The organism is Bacillota bacterium (genome assembly GCA_040755295.1).
In the GTDB taxonomy this organism is placed as follows: domain Bacteria; phylum Bacillota; class Desulfotomaculia; order Desulfotomaculales; family Ammonificaceae; genus SURF-55.
The window spans coordinates 208,585-228,657 of record JBFMBK010000001.1; the positions used below are offsets into that span (position 1 = coordinate 208,585).

Consider the following 20,073-nt stretch of genomic DNA (forward strand, 5'->3'; position numbering starts at 1 on the left):
CTGTACGCAAAGCCACCTTGGTAATGTTGACAGAACCGCCCCACTGACATTTGTGGGCGAACTGCTATGAGCCTATTACTCTACCCTTTAAGGTGGGTGGTGCTAACTTCAACTGGGAGAGTTGTTGACTCGTGTGCCAAATGAAGACAAACTCGAAAAGGTCAAGTAGACGGGACGTTCTCGTTTTGATTCCTGTTTCGCATAGATTTGTTCCCGCATGTTTCCGTTTCGTGGGAACGCCGGAAGTTAAAAGAATAACTGCTTAGGGGGTTTTCCTGTCAAAGAAGAGGGGAACAATTTGCAGAATCGGTTACAGAAAGCGGATTTCATTGCGTTAGTTTGTTCCGACAATGAGGAAGTTCGGAAGCGATTCCAGAACCGGTTTTCGGCAGAAATAAACGCTTTTGTTGAGGCAATTTTTGCTGCCTACGAAGCCTTTGAGCGGGCCATTGACAAACCCATTAATAATGAGAGAATAGCCTACGTGGCAGCATTTCTATTTAACGCCTTGGACAACCTGGTAGTCTCCACTAATTTGTTACTTGCAGGCCATCTCATAGTTTCGGGGCACCTGACAAGGCAATTCGGCGAGTCCGTCGCAATGGCTCTACTACTCTCAAATGATAATCTCAACTTCTTTTCTGAATTCAAAAGGCTGGGTCCAAAATATCCAGTTCACAAATCATTGAACTACGTAAGCAGAAACCTGCGTCAGTTGGGACTGGATAGGGGCGCTTGGGCAAAGTTTATGGAGATTAATCAGGCCTATGATACAAGCAGCCATGCATCAGCGTTTTCTCTTTGTAAAATACTCCACTTTGACAGCGGGGGTGTCAGTATCGGTGGCGACTATGATTCTTCCAAGGAACTTGGGTACGAGAAAGAGCTCAAGCGCCGTATAAGTGCTGCACGTAGCCTACAGAACGTAATTGAAGCGATCCATAAGTGAGAATAGGAACGCCCCAGAATTGCCCCTACAAGCCCCTTACGTTAGAATGGCCACAATGGGGCGCGTAGGAGGTTGTTCAAAGATTGGAATCACAGACTAGGGGACTCGAAAACCTTTATCGAAGAAAAATAAAAGCCATTTTGTAGTTACGAAGCATGATGATAATGTGCTTGATACATTTTAGTATCGTTAAAACCTTGTCTCTTTTTTTTGGTAAGCTTTACTGGTTTTCCATTTATCGGATAATTTTATGGTGGGTAGAAAAACGCGGTGTTGAAAAAGAAAACAGGGGTTTTGTAGCAGACCTGTACGTACCAATATGTATGGTATTTTCCTTAACAACGGTCTTCTGGGCACATGGAGTTTGGGTTCTGTGTGTAGGAGCATATAGACTTTACGAAATCATAATAAATCAGATAAACTTTTTGTTTGTTAAAAGAGGGACGATTAGAAGTCGTAGACGCGCGATACTTTTAGCCTTTTTAAGTTATTTTGAGATTGTCTTCTGGTTTGCGGCTGCCTTAGCGGCTCAACCCAAACTCTTTTATTTCAGTGAAGAGCTACAGACGCACTGGGTTTGTAGCAACTTAGGTCACAACTGGTCAACTTGTGGGTATCTTTATTCGAGCTTTATAAACACGACGACCTTCGGGACGACCCTTCAAATATTGCCGAAAGAGCCCCTTGGAGCGTTTATCTTGTTCCTACAGGCAATCGTTGGGTTCTTTATGACATTAGTGATCTTAACGAGCTTCATAGCTTGCCTACCTATTAGAAAGAGTACTGATCCGGCGGAGCAAGACCTACCTATTAAGGAAAGCATTGACCCTTAGTAAAAGAAAACTTATCTGGGGTCATATCTGGGGTCAGGCTTTACTTTGTGAATTTGTTTGCGTTGCACGTGGCCATAGCGTCGGGTGAAATTGAAACTGCTTGCCCTTTACGTATTAGAGAGCATTGTACTGTAACATCGGCCCGATTTCATCATCCGGCTGAAAACGGGCGAGTTTCTCATCCTTGAAACAAAGGGACAGGAGACTGAACAGGACAAAAGAAAACATGAATCTTTGGACGACTGGGTAAAAGCTGTCAACGCGAACGGCGGTTTCGGTCGCTGGCGCCGGGCGGTAATCAGGGAGCCGGACGAGGTTGCGGCGGTGTTTGCGGAGTAAAGGAGTTCCAATGGTTGCAATCTGTGGTTGGGAGATTGAGCTTTTTTGTGATGTTATAAGTGTATCTTTTGACACGGTGATGGTAAAATAAGTTAAATAGCTCAAGCGATTTACGAGCCTGGGGCAGTAAAGGTCATGGAGGTGGAATAATTGGTAGACGGCGAAGATCTGAATAAGGCTACGGAGCGGTTGGTTTCCGGTTTTCAGCCGCATAAAATAATCCTCTTTGGTTCGCAGGCGCGGGGAACCGCCGATCAGCGCAGCGACGTGGATATTCTTGTTGTATGTCCCATTTCCGGAAGTCGACGGGCGCTCATGGTGGCGATGGACCGGGCCTTGCGCGGGTTGAAATTTGCAAGAGATATCATTGTGCTCACTCCGGAAGAATTTGAACGCGACCGCCATATCCCCGGTACGGTGGCGCGACCGGCGTGGAGAGAAGGGAAAGTTCTCTATGAGCGTAGTCGATAGCGAGGTCATGCGAAAGGTTATCCAGTGGCTCGCTTATGGAGATGAGGATCTTCGGTGAAAAACTGGATGAATTGTTTAGAGAGAGTTTGGCTGAAGTATGGCAGGCGTAATATCACCTACAAATCCAATTGACCCGCTATAAAGGATTGTCATACAGCCATTAGGGACCTTATTGGAGGTCAGTTCGGAATTCGACGTTCGACGTTTGAAGTTAAGAAAGGCGGAATGTGTTATAGGCTAAAAACCGGTTGCAGGTTGCGGTGAGTCATCTTATAAGGCAAAAGCTTTGTTTTCTTCTCTTTGGAATATGGCCAATATGGCCATATTGTGTTATTATGGAGGCAAAGATTTTCGAAGGGGTGTCTTTAATGCATTACATTCCGGTTTACGAGGCCAAAAATAAATTAACATTATTAAGGCGTGGAGCCGCCGCCGGCAAAGAGTTTCTACTCGCAGATGCCAAACGGAAAGATGACCAGCCCGTTTCGCTTATTTCAACCGCTTTGCTTGATGAGTTGTGCGAGTCGAAGACTTTTTCTTATGAGTGGCTTGATCAACCCGGCGAGGAAGGCGGGCATTACTCTCTATATAATTTAGAAACGGGTGTTTACGGTGTTGGTGCTACTAGACGGGAAGCGGCAGAGGATTTTATCGACAATGTAATTGATTACGCAAGGGTTTATTTCGATGATCTACCGTTTTACCTCAGCCCTTCCGGCGGGCGCCGCGGTCATTACTGGTATTTGCGGCGTATTCTTCGTTGCGGAGAGGATAGAAATACAGTTTATCAGGTGCTCGGATTGAATAGGTTAATGGAGATCTGATGTCAAACCCTTGGGGCGCAAGGGCTCCAAGAGGGCACGGTGGAAATCAAATTGACTCGTTTTAAAGCGAAATATAGAGCGGAAAAACATGACCCGAGTTACAGAGGATTTAGCGGGGAAAGTAAGGGGTGGCGGAAACCACCTCTGTTATTGTTTTATCGCAGGCTGGCGTACGGAGTTCACACCCCGATGCTCTTTCTGATGAACGATTCGATCTTAGCGTTAACGTTTAGGATTTTTTGCAGCTCGTTCTTCTTGGCCACATCAGCTACGGATTCCTTCAGGTTCTGGATGTTCTGGCCCGCCCAGAAGATGCCGTTCCACGCCTTCCCCGTCATCTGGAGCCGGTAGGCTTCATTGAGGAGTTTTTCGGCGGTCAGGTAGTTGATTCTCCTGAAATCGTCCGGGATGTAACGTTTTATCCGGTAAGGTATTTGATACTTATCGCACAGGGCGAAGAGCGTTTTGTGCAGTTTGAGGGCGTAGTCGCCGCGCGGCGCGTAGGCCCCTTCGTAAGAATCCGGGGCGTACTTGAACCGGTACAGTTCCTCATACTCGGAGATAAGCACGGGACATTTTTCGTTGATATGCTTGAGAAACCACAGCGCCTGCGTGTCCCGCAAGGTCATACCGCCGAAAAGGATGTAGTCTGCCCCCGCGGCTTTCGCTCTTTGAAACATCTCCTCCAGCGCGGCGCCGGAGTCGCAGAGAACGGGGACGATGGGGATGAGTAACACCCCGGCCTGGACGTGCTTCGTTCTTTCCTTTATGGTCTTTATGACGTCGAACCTTGCCTGGGGGGACGGCGCCCTTTTCTCCAAAAACCGCGCTACGTCCGAATCGGCGGTGGTGATGGTCACGGAAACGGTGCACCAGTTGTTCCCGCCGATGGTCTCCAGCAGGTCCAGGTCGCGAAGAATCAGTTTTGATTTGGTGACGGTATGGACGGGGTATCTGTGCTTTGCGAGGACCTCAAGGCATTGGCGCGTGTTTTTGTAATCGGCTTCAGCGGGTTGATAGGGGTCGGTCGCACCGAACACGCCGACAACGTCCGGCAGCAGGGTTCTGGCTTTGGACAGCCGCCGGTCCAGCATCTCTTTAATGTTTTTCTTGACGATGATCGTGTCTTCGAATTCAATGGGAAGACGGTACTTGCCGCTCCTCGAATCGCAGTAAATGCAGCCGAACCGGCAGCCGTGGTACGGGTTGATCCCGTACCTCAACCAGAACCAGCTGTCGATGAATTTGTATTTGTTTAAAATCGACTTGAACTCTTTTTCGGTTATCGTCGCCATGGTTCAATCTTTTTCGGCTGTCGGAGGCGTTTTTCCTGCACGGTTTATCTCCGGAATGAACTAAAACGATCAACCGGCGGCGGGAAACGCCGGAGATTCGACCCTCAGCTTCTTTCGAAACCGCAGCAGGATTTTCGTGAAACGCTCGCCGAAAACCAGGTAGAAAACCACGTTGCCCGCGGCGTGGAAGGTATCGAGCCAAGCGCTGACCAAATACGTCGCCAGGAAGGTCTGCCAGTTGAGCGGGCGGATGAACCCCGTCCAGAACCAGAGGTTCATGATCCAGCCGAAGAGGTACCCCCAAAGAAAAAGACAAACGACCCTCCCCCCGCGGTCGAACCGCGGCGGAAACCGCAAAAACCCCGCGGTCGCCCCGGCCGTTCCCCAGGCGAACATCTGCCAGGGTGTCCACGGTCCCTGCCCGAGAAAGAAGTTTGAAACCAGCGCCGCCGTAATCCCGACCATGATACCGGCACGGGCGCCGAAAACGTACCCGGACAGCACGACGATGAAGGTCACCGGCTGGAGGTTAGGCAGGAACGCGAAGGGGATACGGCTTACCGCCGCCAGGGTGCTTAACACCGCTATGACGGCGATTTCCCGTGAGGAGACCCGCTTTTCCTCGAAGGCCCAAAACATCAGCAGCAGGGCGGCGGCCACCATTCCGAAGGCCGGGAGGCCCCAGTTCCTGCCGCCCGAAAAGCTGTGGCCGGACAGTTCCGCCCCGACGACCGCCAGGATGACCAGTACGGCCAGCGGGACCCTGATTCGGCGCCAAACCGTGCGCATATTCAAACCTTTCTAAAAATAGATCAACCGCCAAGACGCCAAGAAAACGCTATATATCAAAAACAACAGTTAAATCGCCATTTCCACACCGTTTTTCATTATTCGTTTTGCCGTAACACAGCGTAAGGCAAATAGTCCGATGTCGAGGTCGGGAAAATTAAAAAGATAAGAACAGGCCATCGTTTTTAGAAGCTGTTTTCTTTATCTGACGGCGCTGCTCTATGGCCCCTTGTTGAGATAGGGTCCCCATTCTTTCAAGGCGTCCTCCGGTGTAAGGAGACCTTGCGCGAACCCCTTGCTCAGCTTACTGATCTGCGTGGAGTAAAAAAGAGAATCACTTAAAACTGTTGATATAGGGCCGCTGCGCACGATCCGCCCGTCGAAGAGCAAAGCCACCCGGGCGGCGTACTGCGCGACGAATTCCACGTCGTGGGTGACCAGCGCCACACCCGCTCCCGCCGCGGCCCGCCGCCGCAGCATTTGTCCCAGGTCGCTTTTTAACCGGTAATCCATACCCCGGGTCGGTTCGTCGAGCAGAAGGAGCCGCGGCCCGGCCACGAGCATGGAAGCGAGGGCCACCCGCTGGCGCTCGCCGCCGCTCAGGTCTCTCGGATGTGCCCGGCGGTGCGGTTCCAGGCGCAGCTCCGCCAGAACCCGGTCGACGACACCGTCGTCGGGGAGTCTGAAGTTGCGCAGGGTAAACAGCAGCTCATCTTCTACCGTATCGCGCAACAGGTAATCGTTCGGATTCTGGGACAGGTAGGCTGTGTTCATCGCCTTCGGCCCGGTTTTCGTAGCGTTATTGTCCCACGGCCCCGCTATCCGCCCGCGCCCCGGCTTCAGAAGCCCGGCCATAACGCGCAGAAGCGTTGATTTTCCCGCCCCGTTCGGTCCCAGAACGGCCAGAAATTCACCCGGTGCGACGTTCAGCTTAATGTCCTTGAGCGCCTCCGTGCCGTCGGGGTAGGTGAACCATACCTTTTCGAGGGATACATACAATTCTTGCGGTTCGACTTCGGGGGTCTTTTCAGGTGCTTTCCGACGGCTGTTGTCCGTGTCCGCTCCGGCGGTTGGGGGGTGAGGCGTGCGGGACCTCTCACCGTTTTGCCGGTCCGGCAAAATCCGGCGCAGCATGTCCCTTCCTTCCTTAACCGTCACGGGCACCGGTGAAAATCCGGCCATGGCCCAGAAACGGGCAACGGGGGGTATGCAGGGCAGCCCCTTTTCCGCAAGCCGGCGGGCTGTTTCTCCGGGAGAACCGTCGAAGGCAATCGTCCCTTTCTCCAGGTAAACGACGCGGTTAACGAGATGAAAGCACCGCTCCAGGCGCTGTTCCACAAGAATTACGGTGAGACCCGTATCTTCGTTAAGCCGCTTAAGGAACCCGAGCAGCTCTTCGGCTGCGACGGGGTCCAGTTGAGAGGTGGGCTCGTCGAGAATCAACACCTTCGGCTGCATCGCCAGGACGGCGGCCAGGGCCACCCGTTGCTTTTGCCCGCCCGAAAGACACGCGGTGTCGGCGTTTTTTACGGCGGTCAGGTTTAAAAAGGTCATAACCTCCGCCAGCCGGCGGCCGATTTCTTCCGGCGGCAGGCCCAGGTTTTCCGGTCCGAAGGCAAGTTCCGCCTCCACGCCGGTCGCCACCAGCTGCTTTTCCGGGTCCTGAAAAACGATGCCGACCTCCCTGGCCAACTGCCCTCTTTTCATCGAGGATATTTCCGTTCCCCGGTAGGTCAGACTGCCGTCGAGCCTTCCCCCGTAAAAATGGGGGATAAGACCCGCCAGTGCCCGGGCCAGTGTCGATTTCCCGGAGGCCGATTCTCCCGCGATGAGCAGGAATTCTCCCTCATCGACAACAAGGTTGATATCCCGCAGCGCCGGATGCTCGGTTTCAGGATAACGGTAGGTTAAATCTTCGCTCTGAAATACGGCCAGCGGGACCACCCCCAGTTCATAACGGCCGGTATGGACAAAAGGAGAAAAGCCAAAATCAAAAGGGCGGGCGTTTCCCACCCTTTAACGACGGGGTCCAGGGCGGGGTAGTAATTATAGTGCAGAGAGCCTTTGGCGGCCCCGTAGAGGACGACACCCAGCGCGGTTACGCTTCCCGCGAGACAGAGGATGTCTCGGGGGCGCCAGAGGTTCGGCCGGCAGGAGGAGCGCCGCCCGCTGTTGAAAGCGCGCGCCTCCATGGCCTCCGCGATTTCCATGGAATCCTCGAGGGAGGACAGGAGCAGCGCGTCGACGAGCCCGGCATAACTCCGCGCGCGTTCCGTAAATCCGCCGCGGCTGAAGTCGACGCCGCGCAACTCCTGGATCCGGCGGATGTCTTCAAGCCGCCGGGTCATCGTAGGAAACATCCTGGCGGCAAGGCAGGACACCAGCGCCGAACGGAACGCCAGCCTTGAAAACAGGTCCAGCATCCTGTCCGGATGAACCATCAAAATATAAAGGCAAAAGATGCTGACGACGTCGAGCAGCTTGACGCTCATCACCGCGCCGTAACAGACCGCTTCCAACGACACATTCAAAGGGCCTACCACCGGCGCCCGTGGCCCGTACCACAAGATGTTTTCGCCGGCCCTGACCATCAGGGGGTTAACGAGCATAATCAGAACGCTCATGCCCAGGCCCAGTTTCAAAAAGCCGTTCCACAAATCCCATCCGCCGAGCGACAGGGCGGTCAGTCCTAATAACGCCAGCAGTCCCACCAGAAAAAGAGGATGATCCAGCGACATGGCCGTGACCAGTAAAACCGCCAGGTAAGCCAGGGCCGCAGCCGGGTGCAGCTTTTCCAGAAAGAGATTGCTGTCGCGGCGCAAAACCGAGTTAAACATTTTTACCGCCTCGTTAAAACGTTCAAGGTTCAAGGTTCAAGGTTCAAGGTTCAAGGTAGAGAATAACCTCTTCTGAGTAACTGAGACGGTCAGAATGTAGAATGTAGAATGTATAATAAAAATCCGTAACCGCTCAAAACTCCCAACTTTGAACTCGCAACTCCTAACTTGCAACCGTGACTCGGACCCCCAACCCCGTTTTCCTTCCATGTTCCCTGACTGAGGACTGTCGACCAGGGACTTAACCCGCAACTCTTAACGCGCAATACGAAACTCACAACTCGTAACCCGGTGGGCACAGTCTAACCTACAACTACTTGGCGTCTTGGCGGTTAGGTTGCAGGGTGTATTCTTACTTAAAGATTATAACCTCTTGGCTGGACGCGTTCCAATCAACGGAATACCCGAAGGCCTCGGCCACAAAGCGGGCCGGAAGGAAGACCCGCCCGTCCTTAAGGAGCGGGGGCGTATCCAACAGGCGGGTTTCGCCGTTAACGGCGGCGCGTTTATCCCCGACGGTCATCTCGACCCTTGTGTCTTCAAAAGACAGCGCCACCGTATTTCTACCGGGATCCCAGACAATATCCCCGGCGGCGACACCGATACCTGCGGCCAGGTAGCGTACGGGAACGTAAGTTCGGCCGCCGGATACGAACGGGGCGGCGTCCGCCGTTTCATTGCGGGTATTATCGCCGGTGCGTACGCTGTATCCGGCCCTGCCGACCGTAAAGCGGACCTCGCGCTCCGGTCGCTCTTCCGCATCATCGTTTTTCGCGAAAGCGTTTCTCATAAAGGCATAGAAGGGTGAACCGTGTACGATGCTCTCCAAGGCTAATACACTTTGCGCGGTAGCCATTTCATCGGCCCTGCCGCCGCTTGTGTGCGAAAAACCACCGTCCGGAAGCTGGTATCCTAAAATCGCGTCGAGGATATCACCGTTATTTTTGTGCCAGTGAGGACAAAGGGGGTCCATTCCGACGGATAACAATCCGTTTACGGCTAAACCGCAGCTTTCGAGGTTTTCTTCACCCCAGGATTCGAAGCCGCCGCTTTCCTTCTGAACGTTTTGAAGGTAGGCTGCAGCCTTTTTAACCGCAAAGCTGTTTGCGTCTTCTCCCAGAGCGCCCAGGGCCATCAGGGCCATCCCGGTAGAGTCCACATCCGGATCCTTGCTTTTTGCGTCCCAGTTGAAAGACCCGTCGGTGTGCTGGTTGGAGACAAGCCACTGCAGGGCTTTATCCTCGGCTTCAGGGCTTGCGTCGGCGCAGGCGGTTTCAAGGGCCAAGACCGCCCAGATATGAGCGTTGACCAGTCGTTCTCCTCCTTGCTTCACGTTGTCGGGATACTTGCCGCCGGGTTGCTGAGAGTCTTCGATTTCCTCGAGCAGGTCATGCCCCCGGCAGTTCCGGGGATCGCCCCCGGTAGCCAGCAGGAGAAAGATCAGGGTGGCGTAGTCGTTGGTTTCCCCGCTCTCAAAGGCCAGGTCTTCCTGTTCCCGGGCCGCCTGCTCCGCCATGGTTTTACTCAGGTCTTCCCCGGCCAAGGCCAGGGAAATATAGCTCCAGGACATGAGGGGCCCGTCCTTTTTCTCCTTCGCCAAAAGGTAACTACAGGCGCTTTGCGCCGCACGGTCCGCCCGGTCGCGGTCGGTGACCGCCCAGGCGTAAAGAGGGGTGCAAAGCGACAGGAGCAGCAAAACCAGTGTTATCCTCAAGAAAAAGGTCTTAAGGGTCATGCTTTCCTCCCCAACCTTAGTCACGAGTCACGGGTTACGAGTTACGAGTAGCGGGTAAACAAAGTATACGGATAATCTGTTGCTCATCAGTGTTAATCCGTGTTCATCCGTGGTTCGTATTATTTCTGTGTTCCGTCTCTATTCCGCATTCCTCATCCCTCATTCCGCATTTGTACTCGTCCGTGTTCATCCGTGGTTCAGGCTTTCCGGCGATTTTAATTCCTCCCAGGCCGGGCTCGGGGTGTCGATACTCGCGCTGTACCACCAGATGACCCGGTCTCCCGCTTCAACCTTTTTCTCGGTAGCCGCCGTTCCGCAGATTTCTTCGTTCACTTTATACATCCAGCCGCTCATCCCCCTGTTTGTCTGCCCGGCGATGCTGTAGACGAGGCTCCCGTACCTCGGGCTCATGCTGTATCGCAGGCCGGTGGCATCCAGGGCTCCCACGGCGGTATTGCCCCACCTGTTATCCCGCCTGATGCTTACCGGCGCCGGGGAAAAGATGCTTTCGCCGTTTTGGCCGACAACGGCTACATGAACAAGGGTTCCTGCGGCGGAGGTGTCTTCAGCCTTGTTTATAACAGGGGGAGGCTCTGTAACACCCGGTTCCTTAACCGCTGTCTTTGCCGGTAAAGGTGACGCCGGCCGGCCTGTTTCCGCCGGGGAAGGCACGGGCGCAGCCCGGAGAACGTTGGCGGCCGGCTGTTTTGCGACTTTTCGGCTCTGTTCGACGGCATCCGGTCCGGATGTGTTTTCCGGTCTTGTGACGGGGCCCGGACCAACCGGCGGCCTCAACTTGCCCGCAAACGCGAGCGAACCGAATAAAACCAGCAGGATTACCAGCAAAACGGGCCAGTGCCATTTGGATGATGATTTTGTGCCCATGTCAAGCGCCTCCTAAGGTTAACCACTAAAAACCGTTGGGTTTGCGCGGAGGACTAGATAAACTCGATCGTTTCAAGCAGACGTTTTACCACCACGACCCCTTCGGACCGGCTGGCTATCTGTTTGCTCCTAAGCGTTCCATCGGGGTAGCCTTTGATCACGCCTGACCTGACGGCTTCGGCCACCGCCGACCCGGCCCACGGTGAAGTCTCCCGGCCGTCCTTGAAGGATGCAAGCAGGTTTTTCTCTTCTTCCGCCGTCATGTCCGGTTCCTGACCGGCCATCCTCATCACCGTCACCGATAGGGCGGCAAGCGTTTCCCGGGTTGCCGGTCCTTCCGGCGCGAACCGCCCGTCACCGGTCCCCTTGACCAGCTCGGCGGCGAAGGCTGCTTCCACGGGGTTCGCGTACCAGGCGCCGGCTGCCACATCCTTATAAGGGACGGCTTCTCCCGGGCGCTCCCTGAGCCCCAGCGCCCTGACCAGCATCGCGGTTAATTGGGCCCTTGTCAACGCCGCATCAGGGTCAAAATCTTCCCCGCCGACTCCGTGTACGACCAGTTTGGAGGCCATGGTTTCGATATCCCGGCGCGCCCAATGATTCTGAAGATCACGGAAAGACCGTTCCTGCTGTATCACGGTATAAATGGAGTTGCTGTTGCTTCGAATCCAGGCGCAGGTTTTGCCGCCCTGATCCATAAATACCGTCGGCACCGGGTAAAAACCATCCGGTCCGACCACCACTCCCGTGGCCTGTTCGGGAACTGCGCCGCCGAAGAGCGGCAGCGACCGGAGCACAAAACGGCCGCCGAAGTCGTTCTGTTCCAAACGTTTTCCGTCCGGGGTTGAAAACCAGACCCGGAACTCCACCGGGACAGCAAGAAGTTTCCGGCCGCCCGTGGCAGCCAGCTTATTGATTGCCTTCTGTGTTTCCGCCGGCGGTTCACTCATCTCAACGGCGAGATAAAGATCGCCACCGCTTACCCCCGAGCCGGAAGCGGCTTTTCCCCAATCAAGCGCCTGTAAAGGAAGAATGTAAGTCCAATCCCCCGCAATCAGTTCGAGAACCGCATCTTTACCGGCCAGGGCTTGAAGACCGCCGCCGGGTAACCGGATTTCGACTGCGGCTATATTATCGTAAGCGTAAACGCGGATAGCAACGACACCCCCGCTTTCAAGACCTGCCGCGGCTTGCGCCAGGAGTTCCGTATATACCGAAGCCAGCACCGACTTGCGTCCGTCGGCGGTTGAAGTGATAATGCCGGGAACGTTGATAGTGTGCGTTTCGGGCTTCGCGACTACCGCCGGGCTGATTCCTTGGTTGCCGGAGATGTCTTCTGTCGAAGATGGTCCGGAATCATAGGCGCTGCCCCAGTACCAGCGCATGCTGTCGTTATTCTGGAGAATCGTGCTTTTGGCCGAAACGTCGGGTTCATGGCCGTTGATGCTATATTTCCAGCCTTCGACGCCTTCGTTATAAATACCGTTTATGGCCCTTACAAAGCCGCTGCCGTCATGTGTTACGCCGAGGCCGGTCGCCTTCAGGGCGTCAAGGGCCGTGATCCCGGTGGGGAGATTCATCGCTGTAAAGGGGTAAAGCGTCTCCCGGTTTTTACCGGTGACTTCGATCGTAACGCTGATTGTGCCGCCGTCGGAGCCCCCGCCGCCGGCAGGGTTGACCGTTACGCTCCCCTTATAGGTGACCACGTCGGGGTACCCCCCGGCGTTGGGGTTGGTTACGGTGAAGCTGAGTTCCCCCGCCGGTACGTTGGGTATCGTCACCTCGCCGTCCCGGGTGGTGAAGCCGGAGCCGTCGGTCGTCACCGTGTACTCGCCTACGGCGGCGGTTTCTTCGGCGGTAAGCTCGGAAAGGCCGCTGCCCCAGTCATACTTGACCGCGTAGACGCTGAAGGTAACCGTTTGTCCTTCCTGCGGCTGCGGCGGGTTTACGGTCACTGCCGGAAAGTAAGTCCTGGCGGCCCAGGATGAATCGAGCGCGCCGATATAGAACACGACCTCGTCCCCGTCGGCGATTCTGTAAGTGGCCGCCCCCTGCAGGAAGGCCGACGGCTCGATCTCTCCGTTGCGTATCACGTAATACATCCAGTAGGTGTCGATACCCGGCGCCGCCCCGGTCAGGCCGCTTTCACCCAGGATGCTTGCGACAAAGCCTCCCGGCGCCGTTACGTTCTCTTCACCGACCGCCGCTTTCAACGCATCCAGCGCGTAGACGCAGCCGGTGACCGTCTCTTCGGCAAGGCTGTTCGACGCGCCTTCCACCCGCACTTTCACCTGAGGAAGAGGGTTGACCGTTACGCTCCCCTTATAGGTGACCACGTCGGGGTACCCCCCGGCGTTGGGGTTGGTTACGGTGAAGCTGAGTTCCCCCGCCGGTACGTTGGGTATCGTCACCTCGCCGTCCCGGGTGGTGAAGCCGGAGCCGTCGGTCGTCACCGTGTACTCGCCTACGGCGGCGGTTTCTTCGGCGGTAAGCTCGGAAAGGCCGCTGCCCCAGTCATACTTGACCGCGTAGACGCTGAAGGTAACCGTTTGTCCTTCCTGCGGCTGCGGCGGGTTTACGGTCACTGCCGGAAAGTAAGTCCTGGCGGCCCAGGATGAATCGAGCGCGCCGATATAGAACACGACCTCGTCCCCGTCGGCGATTCTGTAAGTGGCCGCCCCCTGCAGGAAGGCCGACGGCTCGATCTCTCCGTTGCGTATCACGTAATACATCCAGTAGGTGTCGATACCCGGCGCCGCCCCGGTCAGGCCGCTTTCACCCAGGATGCTTGCGACAAAGCCTCCCGGCGCCGTTACGTTCTCTTCACCGACCGCCGCTTTCAACGCATCCAGCGCGTAGACGCAGCCGGTGACCGTCTCTTCGGCAAGGCTGTTCGACGCGCCTTCCACCCGCACCTTTACCGCGGCCGACCCGCCGTCGCCGGGCTCGGTGCCCGGGCTTGTAATGTCGACGGAAACGTTGTGCTTAACAAGGTCGCCCAGGGCTATAAGAGCCTGCCGGGTCGCGATGGGATCGCTGCCGCCGCCCGCCACATGGGCAAAGGAGTTGTCCGCCAGGCGGTGGTCTATAAGGGCGTGGACCATGGTACGGCCGTCCTTTTGCCACGTCGTTGCGGTTATATCCTCCTCGCAGGCTAACAACCCGCGGATAACCGAGGCGATGGATTCAACGTTCTCCGGGCTGCCGAAGCCGGCGGTGGAGAGCTGCGCGCCGTGAAGGAAGTTCTTTCCGTTGTAGACGGCGTTTGTAACACCGGGTTCTTCCGTGTGGCCCGCCAGGGCGATCAACGCCATACCGGTGGTATCCGGGTCGCCGGCATCGCCGGAGAGAGCAAATCCCCCGCCGGATATTTGCTGACTGATTAAGAAACTAACCGCATTGGAGGTGTCATAGCTTTCCGTAGCCGTGTCCAGGGCGATAACAGCCCAGATCGTCTGGTTAACGGGCGCCCCGAAATCGCCGGCGTCCGTCTGCCTGGACGCAAGTTCCTGGACGATATCGCGGCCGCTGACGTCCCTCGGGTCCTGACCCGCGGCCAGCATTCCAAGGATAATGCCTGCATAATCGGTCGTCAATGATGTCGGTACCAGGCTGTCAACATCCCATGACGGCAACGTCCACGGCGCCTTGTCGACTTCAACCCCCGCGTTGTCTAAGCCGACGACTTCCTCCCAGTGTTCGAGGGAGGTATGGTGATAAGTATAATAATCAACGGTCTTTTGCAGCAGGATCTCCGCCGTTTCTCCCGCATGGGCTGCGACCGGGGACGAGACGGCCAAAACCAGGGCTACCGACAAGGCAACCAAAACTGATAAAAATAAACGTCTTTTCATTTTTCTATTACTCATACTAAACACCCCACTTTAACATGGCAACGGCCCCCGGTCTGAATCTGCTTCGGGCAGGCCTGCCTGAAGTTAATCTCAGCTTGGAACTTTTAAATAATCAAACATAGCACCCTAACATCCATCACGGTTTGCGGCAGAACAGAAACCCCCTCCGCAGTACGGAAGGGGTTAAGGTCTGAGCCAACCTGTGCTTGCTTTCGGCAAGACGGTCCGGCCGCATCACCTCCCTATCCAGCGTAGGTTTCGGTGGTGGACGGAACAGGCAGGTCTCCTGGCTCGGGTTCATTTGTCCCCTCAAGCCTTCCCGGGACCCATTAATCCCAGTGGCGTTCTTTGAGGGCCATCCCCCTGACAGTGGCGGGACCGCGCCGGATTTGCACCGGCTTCCCTTTTACCGCTCATTTCTTGTGTAACAATTCAGTTTCTCCAGTGGATGCGACGATAAGCAACGCATTGCTGCGTCAGCCGAGTGGAGCCGAATCCTCATGCACTTCTATGTACACTCCGGTTCGTCCCCGCCTGGTCTTCCTTGCACTACATCACTTCTCGACGCGTTCCGTCAGTGTAATGTGGGAGGCTGAACGGTTACTCTTATGAGCGACCTGATCCGAGATATTAAATTGTGTTTGACAAAACCTTAGTGCTTCTTTTTCATCACCTTATATGCCGATTCCTGCAACGCATGATATTTTTTTAGCAGAAAATTCTGTGGGACTATAAACGAAATCCCGATGAAGACGCCGGGTTTCGGGTCGGACCTCTTCAGGCGCCGGCTTGTGATAGCTTATGGTGCATCAAGGCTTTTTGGATTACATAAACCAATGGCGCCTTAAACACTCCCCCTGCGTAACGTAAAAGAATTTGCGGTAAAGGTTTACTGGATTTGTGCCGATATGAGAATTATCAACGGGAGGGACGTTTTATGGAAAAGGAAGTGTACTGCGTAAGTTTTAAAGGTTATCAGGCGCTGGTGAGAGCCGGTTCCGCCGAAATCGCCGAAAGGTACGCCGAGCAGGCGTTCGGACAGGGGAGCGGGCCTTATCGGGTCAGAATCGCCACGCTTAAAGACTTCAAGACCAGCGGCATCATCCTCGACGCCAGGGGGAGGATGTCCGTGAATCTGTATGACGAAAGGCGTTCCTGCGCCCTGCGGTAACGTGATGATATAACGGATAATTAACCCTTGATATCCCGCCCTAAAAACCGCCCCGGCTGCTTTCCGGCGGCGTTTTTATTTTATGTCACAAAAACCGGTGCGGCCGGTGTTGAAATTTATAGAAGGACATTTACCGTAAGTAACTATTCAGATACTTCCAAGGGGCGCGGCGTTCCGTAAGTGTTAGGTGACGGCTGAATAGTCACTTCCGATAAAGGGGGCGGTTTGCCGGAGACACTATTTTACCGGTGCTTTGCGGCAGGACTACCGGTGCGGATACAGAAGTCTCTTTGTATGTGAGGAAACAAAGAATAATTTGTCGGGAGTGTGGAGATGGCTGAAAGAAGCACGCCCGGCCGGGGGAAAACGGTTGATCATCGTCCGGCCGGCGCGGCTGAACCGTCAGACGGATCTTTTGATGAGGTATACCGGGTCTTTTACGACCGTCTTGTCAGGCATCTTGCTTACCTGATCGGGGACAGGGGAGCGGCCGAAGAGGTCGCTCAGGAAACCTTTCTAAAGCTTTATACGGTGCCGCCTCCCACGCGGGAGAACCTGGCCGGGTGGCTGCACCGCGTCGGCGCCCGGATTGCGTTCAACTACCTGCGGGGTGAGAAGCGGAGGCAAAAGTGGGAGGAGCGGGCGGACGGCCTGCCGGGGGAAGTGATCCCCCTTGAGGAAGGCTTGTGGCGGCAGGAAACGGTCAGGACGGTACGAAAGGTTCTGAACGGGATGCCGGAGCGGTACCGCATGGCTCTGCTCCTGCGCCAAAGCGGGATGACCTACCAGGAGATCGCCCGTATACTGGGGGTCTCCGCGGGATCCGTCGGGACCATTCTGGTCCGTGCCCAGCGCATGTTCCTGGAACGGTACAACCCGCGAAAGGGGGAAGAAAGCTGATGTGTTACAAAGAGGGGAAGTTAATGGCTTATCTTGACGGTCAGCTTGCCCCAAAGGAAATGGCCGCGGTTGCGGACCATGTTTCGCGGTGTTCCGGTTGCGCTCGGAGGCTTGAGGCGTTGGACACCGAACGGGCGAAGATTACTTCGATACTGGAGCCCTACCGAGCCGCGGTTGAGGGCGCTGCGCGTCCCGCGGTTGCGGCGGGCGGCGGGAAACCGTTCCCAACGGGGAAGCAAGGCTCTCCCGTTACGGGCGGGATAGATAACCTTTTAACGAGAAAAGGAGTGTTATGGCAGATGAAACGCTACCAGAGAGCGCTGGCCACAGTGGCCGTAGCGGCGGTGGTCGTGGGGCTGTTCAGTTACGGACCGGTTAGGAGTTTTGCGGCGCAGGTTCTGAGGGTATTCCGGGTAAACCAGGTGCAAATCGTTCACTTTAATCCCGCGGATGTCCAGGAGCTGGAGAAGGCGCTGCAGACCTACGGCAAGAACATGGATATCGCCAGCTTCGGGGAGATCGAGCGGGCGGAGAACAAAGACTTCAGCCGCCTGGATGCCGATACGGTGAACATAGCCGGTCAGTCCGTCAGCCTGCCGGAGCAGTTGGGATCATTCTCCGCGGCGGGCGGTTTAAGGGTCGAGCCGGGAGAAAGGCTGTCGGTAAAACCCAGGGTGGAAGGCATCAACGGCTTCCTGTCCAGCCTGGGGAGCCGTAGGCTGATGCCGCGGGAACTGGACGGGAAGACCTTTACCGTCGTTATTCCGCCGGTGGCGGCGAAACCCTACCGGGCGGGGAGCACCGATTTTACGCTGTTCAGGTCCGTTTCACCGGAATTCAGTGTGCCCGAAGGTGTGGACGTGGCGCAGGTCCGGGCGGCCTTGCTGGACATACCGATTCTACCCGAGCGGATGAAAAACACCCTTGCCGGGATCGATCCTTTCGGGAGCACCCTTCTTATCCCCGACTTCGGGACGGCGCAAAACGGCACTGTGAAGGAGGTCCTTGTCAACGGTGTCAAAGGCGTGTTCATGATACCGGGTAATACCGGAGGGGATGTTTCATCGTCTCACCGGGTGCTTATCTGGCCGCAGGGTACGGTCTGGAACGCCCTGGAGGGGTCTTTTGAACTGGATCAGGCCCGGGAAATAGCGAAATGCGTTAAATAGTTGCGAGTCGCGAATCACGGGTTACGAGTCACGGGCTACGAGTTACGAGTTCCAAGTCTCAGGTCCAATATTCTACATTCTATATTCTACTTACTATTTACTTAATTCTGACTTTGAACCTTGAACCTTGAACTTTGAATCCTTTGACCGAGCGAGGTTGCGGATGGCTGTTTTAGAGACAAAGAGACTGACGAAGGTTTATCCTAGCGGCGGGGGCTGTTTCGAAGTATCTCTAGCGGTGGAACCCGGCGGAGTCTTCGGCTTGCTGGGACCCAACGGGGCCGGGAAGAGCACCTTTATTAAAATGTTGGTGGGACTGCTTAGACCCACGGGAGGGGAAGGTCGGCTTCTCGGCCTTCCCCTGCGTTCTCCTGCAGCGCGCCGCCGGGTCGGCTACCTGCCGGAGAATTTCCGGTATCATGACTGGCTTACCGCAAGAGAGCTGCTGCGATTTCACGGCGCCCTGCACGGCCTTGATTCGCAAGAGATTCGCAGGAGGATTCCGGAGATCCTTGCGCTGGTGAACCTGCAGGGTGTCGAAAACCGGTTGGTACGCACCTTCAGCAAGGGCATGCAGCAGCGGCTGGGACTGGCGGTGGCCCTGCTTCCGGGGCCGCGCCTCCTGTTTTTAGACGAGCCCACTTCCGCCCTTGATCCGATAGGCCGGAAGGAAATCCGGGAGATCATACTGCGGCTGCGGAGCGAGGGAACGGCCGTTTTCCTTAACAGCCACCTCCTGACCGAGGTTGAGCAGGTCTGTCACAGGGTGGCGGTGATTAAGAAAGGGAGGATTATGGCGCAGGGAAGCCTCGATGAACTGCTCGGCGGCGGTCTCGAGGTCGAGATGCATGTGGGGGGCGTAACGGAAGAACTGCTCGGAAGGCTGGCCGGGATCGGCGATGTTTCTTACCGGGAAGAGGGTGAACAGGGGGATATGCAAAAACTCCGGATGCGGGTGACCGACAGGGAACGCCTGCCGCTTCTGTCGGAGACCGTGGTTGCCTGCGGCGTAAAACTTTACCACCTCAGCCCGGTACGGAATTCGCTCGAGGAAGTTTTTATGGACCTGGTGGGAGGTGGGGACCATGGGACTTAAGACGTTGGTGATACTGGCCGGGTTTGCCCTGCGGGAGGTTTTACGCAAGAAGGTGCTGGTCGCCGGCGGGATTCTCACGGGGGCCTTTGTGCTTCTATTCGGCATCGGGCTGCACTTTATCAAGGGGCAAATCCACGGGACGCCGTTTGAGCAGTTGGTGGGGGTCCAGTTTTTCAGCATGGGGCTATACGTCACCACTTTTCTGATCGTGGTAATTGCCGCTTTTGCCGGGGTGAGCGTGGTATCCGGGGAGATCGAAACCGGCACGGCGTACGGTCTGCTGGCCAACCCGGTCTCACGGTCCCGGATTCTGCTCGGCAAGTATCTGGGTTACGCCCTCCTGCTGGGTCTTTATGACGCCGTCGTCCTGCTCGCCATCTGGGGGGTGACGGTGTGGCAGTTAGGGGCTTCCGTGCCGGGAGTCGTTCAGGTTCTTCCCCTTCTACTCCTGGAAACGCTCGTGATGCTGGCGCTTTCCTTTCTGGGGAGCGTCCTTTTTTCCAGTCTCGCCAACGGCATCACTGTTTTTCTGCTTTACGGGGTGGCTTTGCTGGGAGGGCTTGTCGAGCAGGTCGGCGCCCTTGCCGGGGGGTTCAGCGAGACCACCGTAAACGTCCTGATGAACGTCGGAATCATCACCAGCCTGATCCTGCCCGTCGACGCCCTGTACCGCCGTTCGATCTATCTCATATCGAGCGAGACCGGCGCCGTGGGCAACATCCTGCAGAACCTCGGCCCCTTCGGGAGCCTGTCGGCGCCCAGCGTCTGGATGGTGGTCTACGCCGCGGGGTATATCCTGGTGTGCATGGCGGCCGCCACGTACCTATTCTCCCGTAAGGACATCTGATTTTCTGTCCTTTTCAATAAGTACGCGCGGTCAACTACCCTTCCCGTTTCTCGATTCCGAATCCCAAGATAACTTCCAG

Annotated in this window: 15 protein-coding genes and 1 riboswitch; of the genes, 8 read left to right on the top strand and 7 right to left on the bottom strand. The window is 55.8% G+C overall.

Annotation, left to right across the window (positions count from 1 at the left end; all coding sequences use genetic code 11):
• Nucleotides 1–298: 298 nt before the first annotated feature.
• The 3 genes from AB1500_00955 to AB1500_00965 all read left to right on the top strand — a co-directional run bounded on the left by AB1500_00955 (nt 299) and on the right by AB1500_00965 (nt 3,416).
• Nucleotides 299–949, top strand: coding sequence for a hypothetical protein (locus AB1500_00955; protein ID MEW6181732.1), 651 nt, complete (start codon nt 299–301; stop codon nt 947–949).
• A gap of 1,322 nt (nt 950–2,271) precedes the next feature.
• Nucleotides 2,272–2,592, top strand: a complete 321-nt coding sequence (locus tag AB1500_00960; protein ID MEW6181733.1) for a nucleotidyltransferase domain-containing protein — start codon at nt 2,272–2,274, stop codon at nt 2,590–2,592.
• A 368-nt stretch (nt 2,593–2,960) separates the two neighbouring features.
• Nucleotides 2,961–3,416 carry a hypothetical protein gene (locus AB1500_00965; GenBank protein ID MEW6181734.1) on the top strand — a complete coding sequence of 152 codons (456 nt, stop codon included), beginning with the start codon at nt 2,961–2,963 and terminating at the stop codon, nt 3,414–3,416.
• Nucleotides 3,417–3,595: 179 nt separating this feature from the next.
• On the opposite strand, the gene AB1500_00970 is transcribed toward AB1500_00965, so the two are convergent.
• From AB1500_00970 to AB1500_01000, 7 genes are all read right to left on the bottom strand, one after another.
• Nucleotides 3,596–4,711, bottom strand: a complete 1,116-nt coding sequence (locus AB1500_00970) for a radical SAM protein (GenBank protein ID MEW6181735.1) — start codon at nt 4,709–4,711, stop codon at nt 3,596–3,598.
• Nucleotides 4,712–4,780: 69 nt separating this feature from the next.
• Nucleotides 4,781–5,500: an ECF transporter S component gene (locus AB1500_00975; protein ID MEW6181736.1), complete on the bottom strand. Its 720-nt coding sequence runs from the start codon at nt 5,498–5,500 to the stop codon at nt 4,781–4,783.
• Nucleotides 5,501–5,719: 219 nt separating this feature from the next.
• The gene (locus AB1500_00980; protein ID MEW6181737.1) at nt 5,720–7,513 is read right to left on the bottom strand and encodes an ATP-binding cassette domain-containing protein; all 1,794 of its coding nucleotides are present in this window, start codon (nt 7,511–7,513) and stop codon (nt 5,720–5,722) included.
• Nucleotides 7,408–8,337 (bottom strand): energy-coupling factor transporter transmembrane component T, encoded by a 930-nt coding sequence (locus tag AB1500_00985; GenBank protein MEW6181738.1) that lies wholly within the window; start codon nt 8,335–8,337, stop codon nt 7,408–7,410. The genes AB1500_00980 and AB1500_00985 overlap by 106 nt, the downstream gene beginning before the upstream one ends.
• Nucleotides 8,338–8,689: 352 nt before the next feature.
• Entirely contained in the window at nt 8,690–10,072 is a 1,383-nt protein-coding gene (locus tag AB1500_00990; GenBank protein ID MEW6181739.1) for a stalk domain-containing protein, read from the bottom strand.
• Nucleotides 10,073–10,258: 186 nt separating this feature from the next.
• Nucleotides 10,259–10,957, bottom strand: a complete 699-nt coding sequence (locus AB1500_00995; GenBank protein ID MEW6181740.1) for a DUF4430 domain-containing protein — start codon at nt 10,955–10,957, stop codon at nt 10,259–10,261.
• Between the two features lie 53 nt (nt 10,958–11,010).
• A complete protein-coding gene (locus tag AB1500_01000; protein ID MEW6181741.1) occupies nt 11,011–14,826 on the bottom strand; it encodes an S-layer homology domain-containing protein in 3,816 nt (1,271 codons plus the stop codon).
• A 243-nt stretch (nt 14,827–15,069) separates the two neighbouring features.
• Nucleotides 15,070–15,258, bottom strand: a riboswitch (cobalamin riboswitch).
• A 490-nt stretch (nt 15,259–15,748) separates the two neighbouring features.
• On the opposite strand from AB1500_01000, the gene AB1500_01005 reads away from it, so the two are divergent.
• From AB1500_01005 to AB1500_01025, 5 genes are all read left to right on the top strand, one after another.
• Nucleotides 15,749–15,982, top strand: coding sequence for a hypothetical protein (locus AB1500_01005; GenBank protein MEW6181742.1), 234 nt, complete (start codon nt 15,749–15,751; stop codon nt 15,980–15,982).
• Between the two features lie 333 nt (nt 15,983–16,315).
• The gene (locus tag AB1500_01010; GenBank protein MEW6181743.1) at nt 16,316–16,882 is read left to right on the top strand and encodes a sigma-70 family RNA polymerase sigma factor; all 567 of its coding nucleotides are present in this window, start codon (nt 16,316–16,318) and stop codon (nt 16,880–16,882) included.
• Nucleotides 16,883–16,905: 23 nt separating this feature from the next.
• The gene (locus AB1500_01015) at nt 16,906–18,051 is read left to right on the top strand and encodes a zf-HC2 domain-containing protein (GenBank protein ID MEW6181744.1); all 1,146 of its coding nucleotides are present in this window, start codon (nt 16,906–16,908) and stop codon (nt 18,049–18,051) included.
• A gap of 163 nt (nt 18,052–18,214) precedes the next feature.
• Nucleotides 18,215–19,147: an ABC transporter ATP-binding protein gene (locus AB1500_01020; GenBank protein ID MEW6181745.1), complete on the top strand. Its 933-nt coding sequence runs from the start codon at nt 18,215–18,217 to the stop codon at nt 19,145–19,147.
• Nucleotides 19,137–19,994 (top strand): ABC transporter permease, encoded by an 858-nt coding sequence (locus AB1500_01025; GenBank protein ID MEW6181746.1) that lies wholly within the window; start codon nt 19,137–19,139, stop codon nt 19,992–19,994. The genes AB1500_01020 and AB1500_01025 overlap by 11 nt, the downstream gene beginning before the upstream one ends.
• Nucleotides 19,995–20,073: the final 79 nt, after the last annotated feature.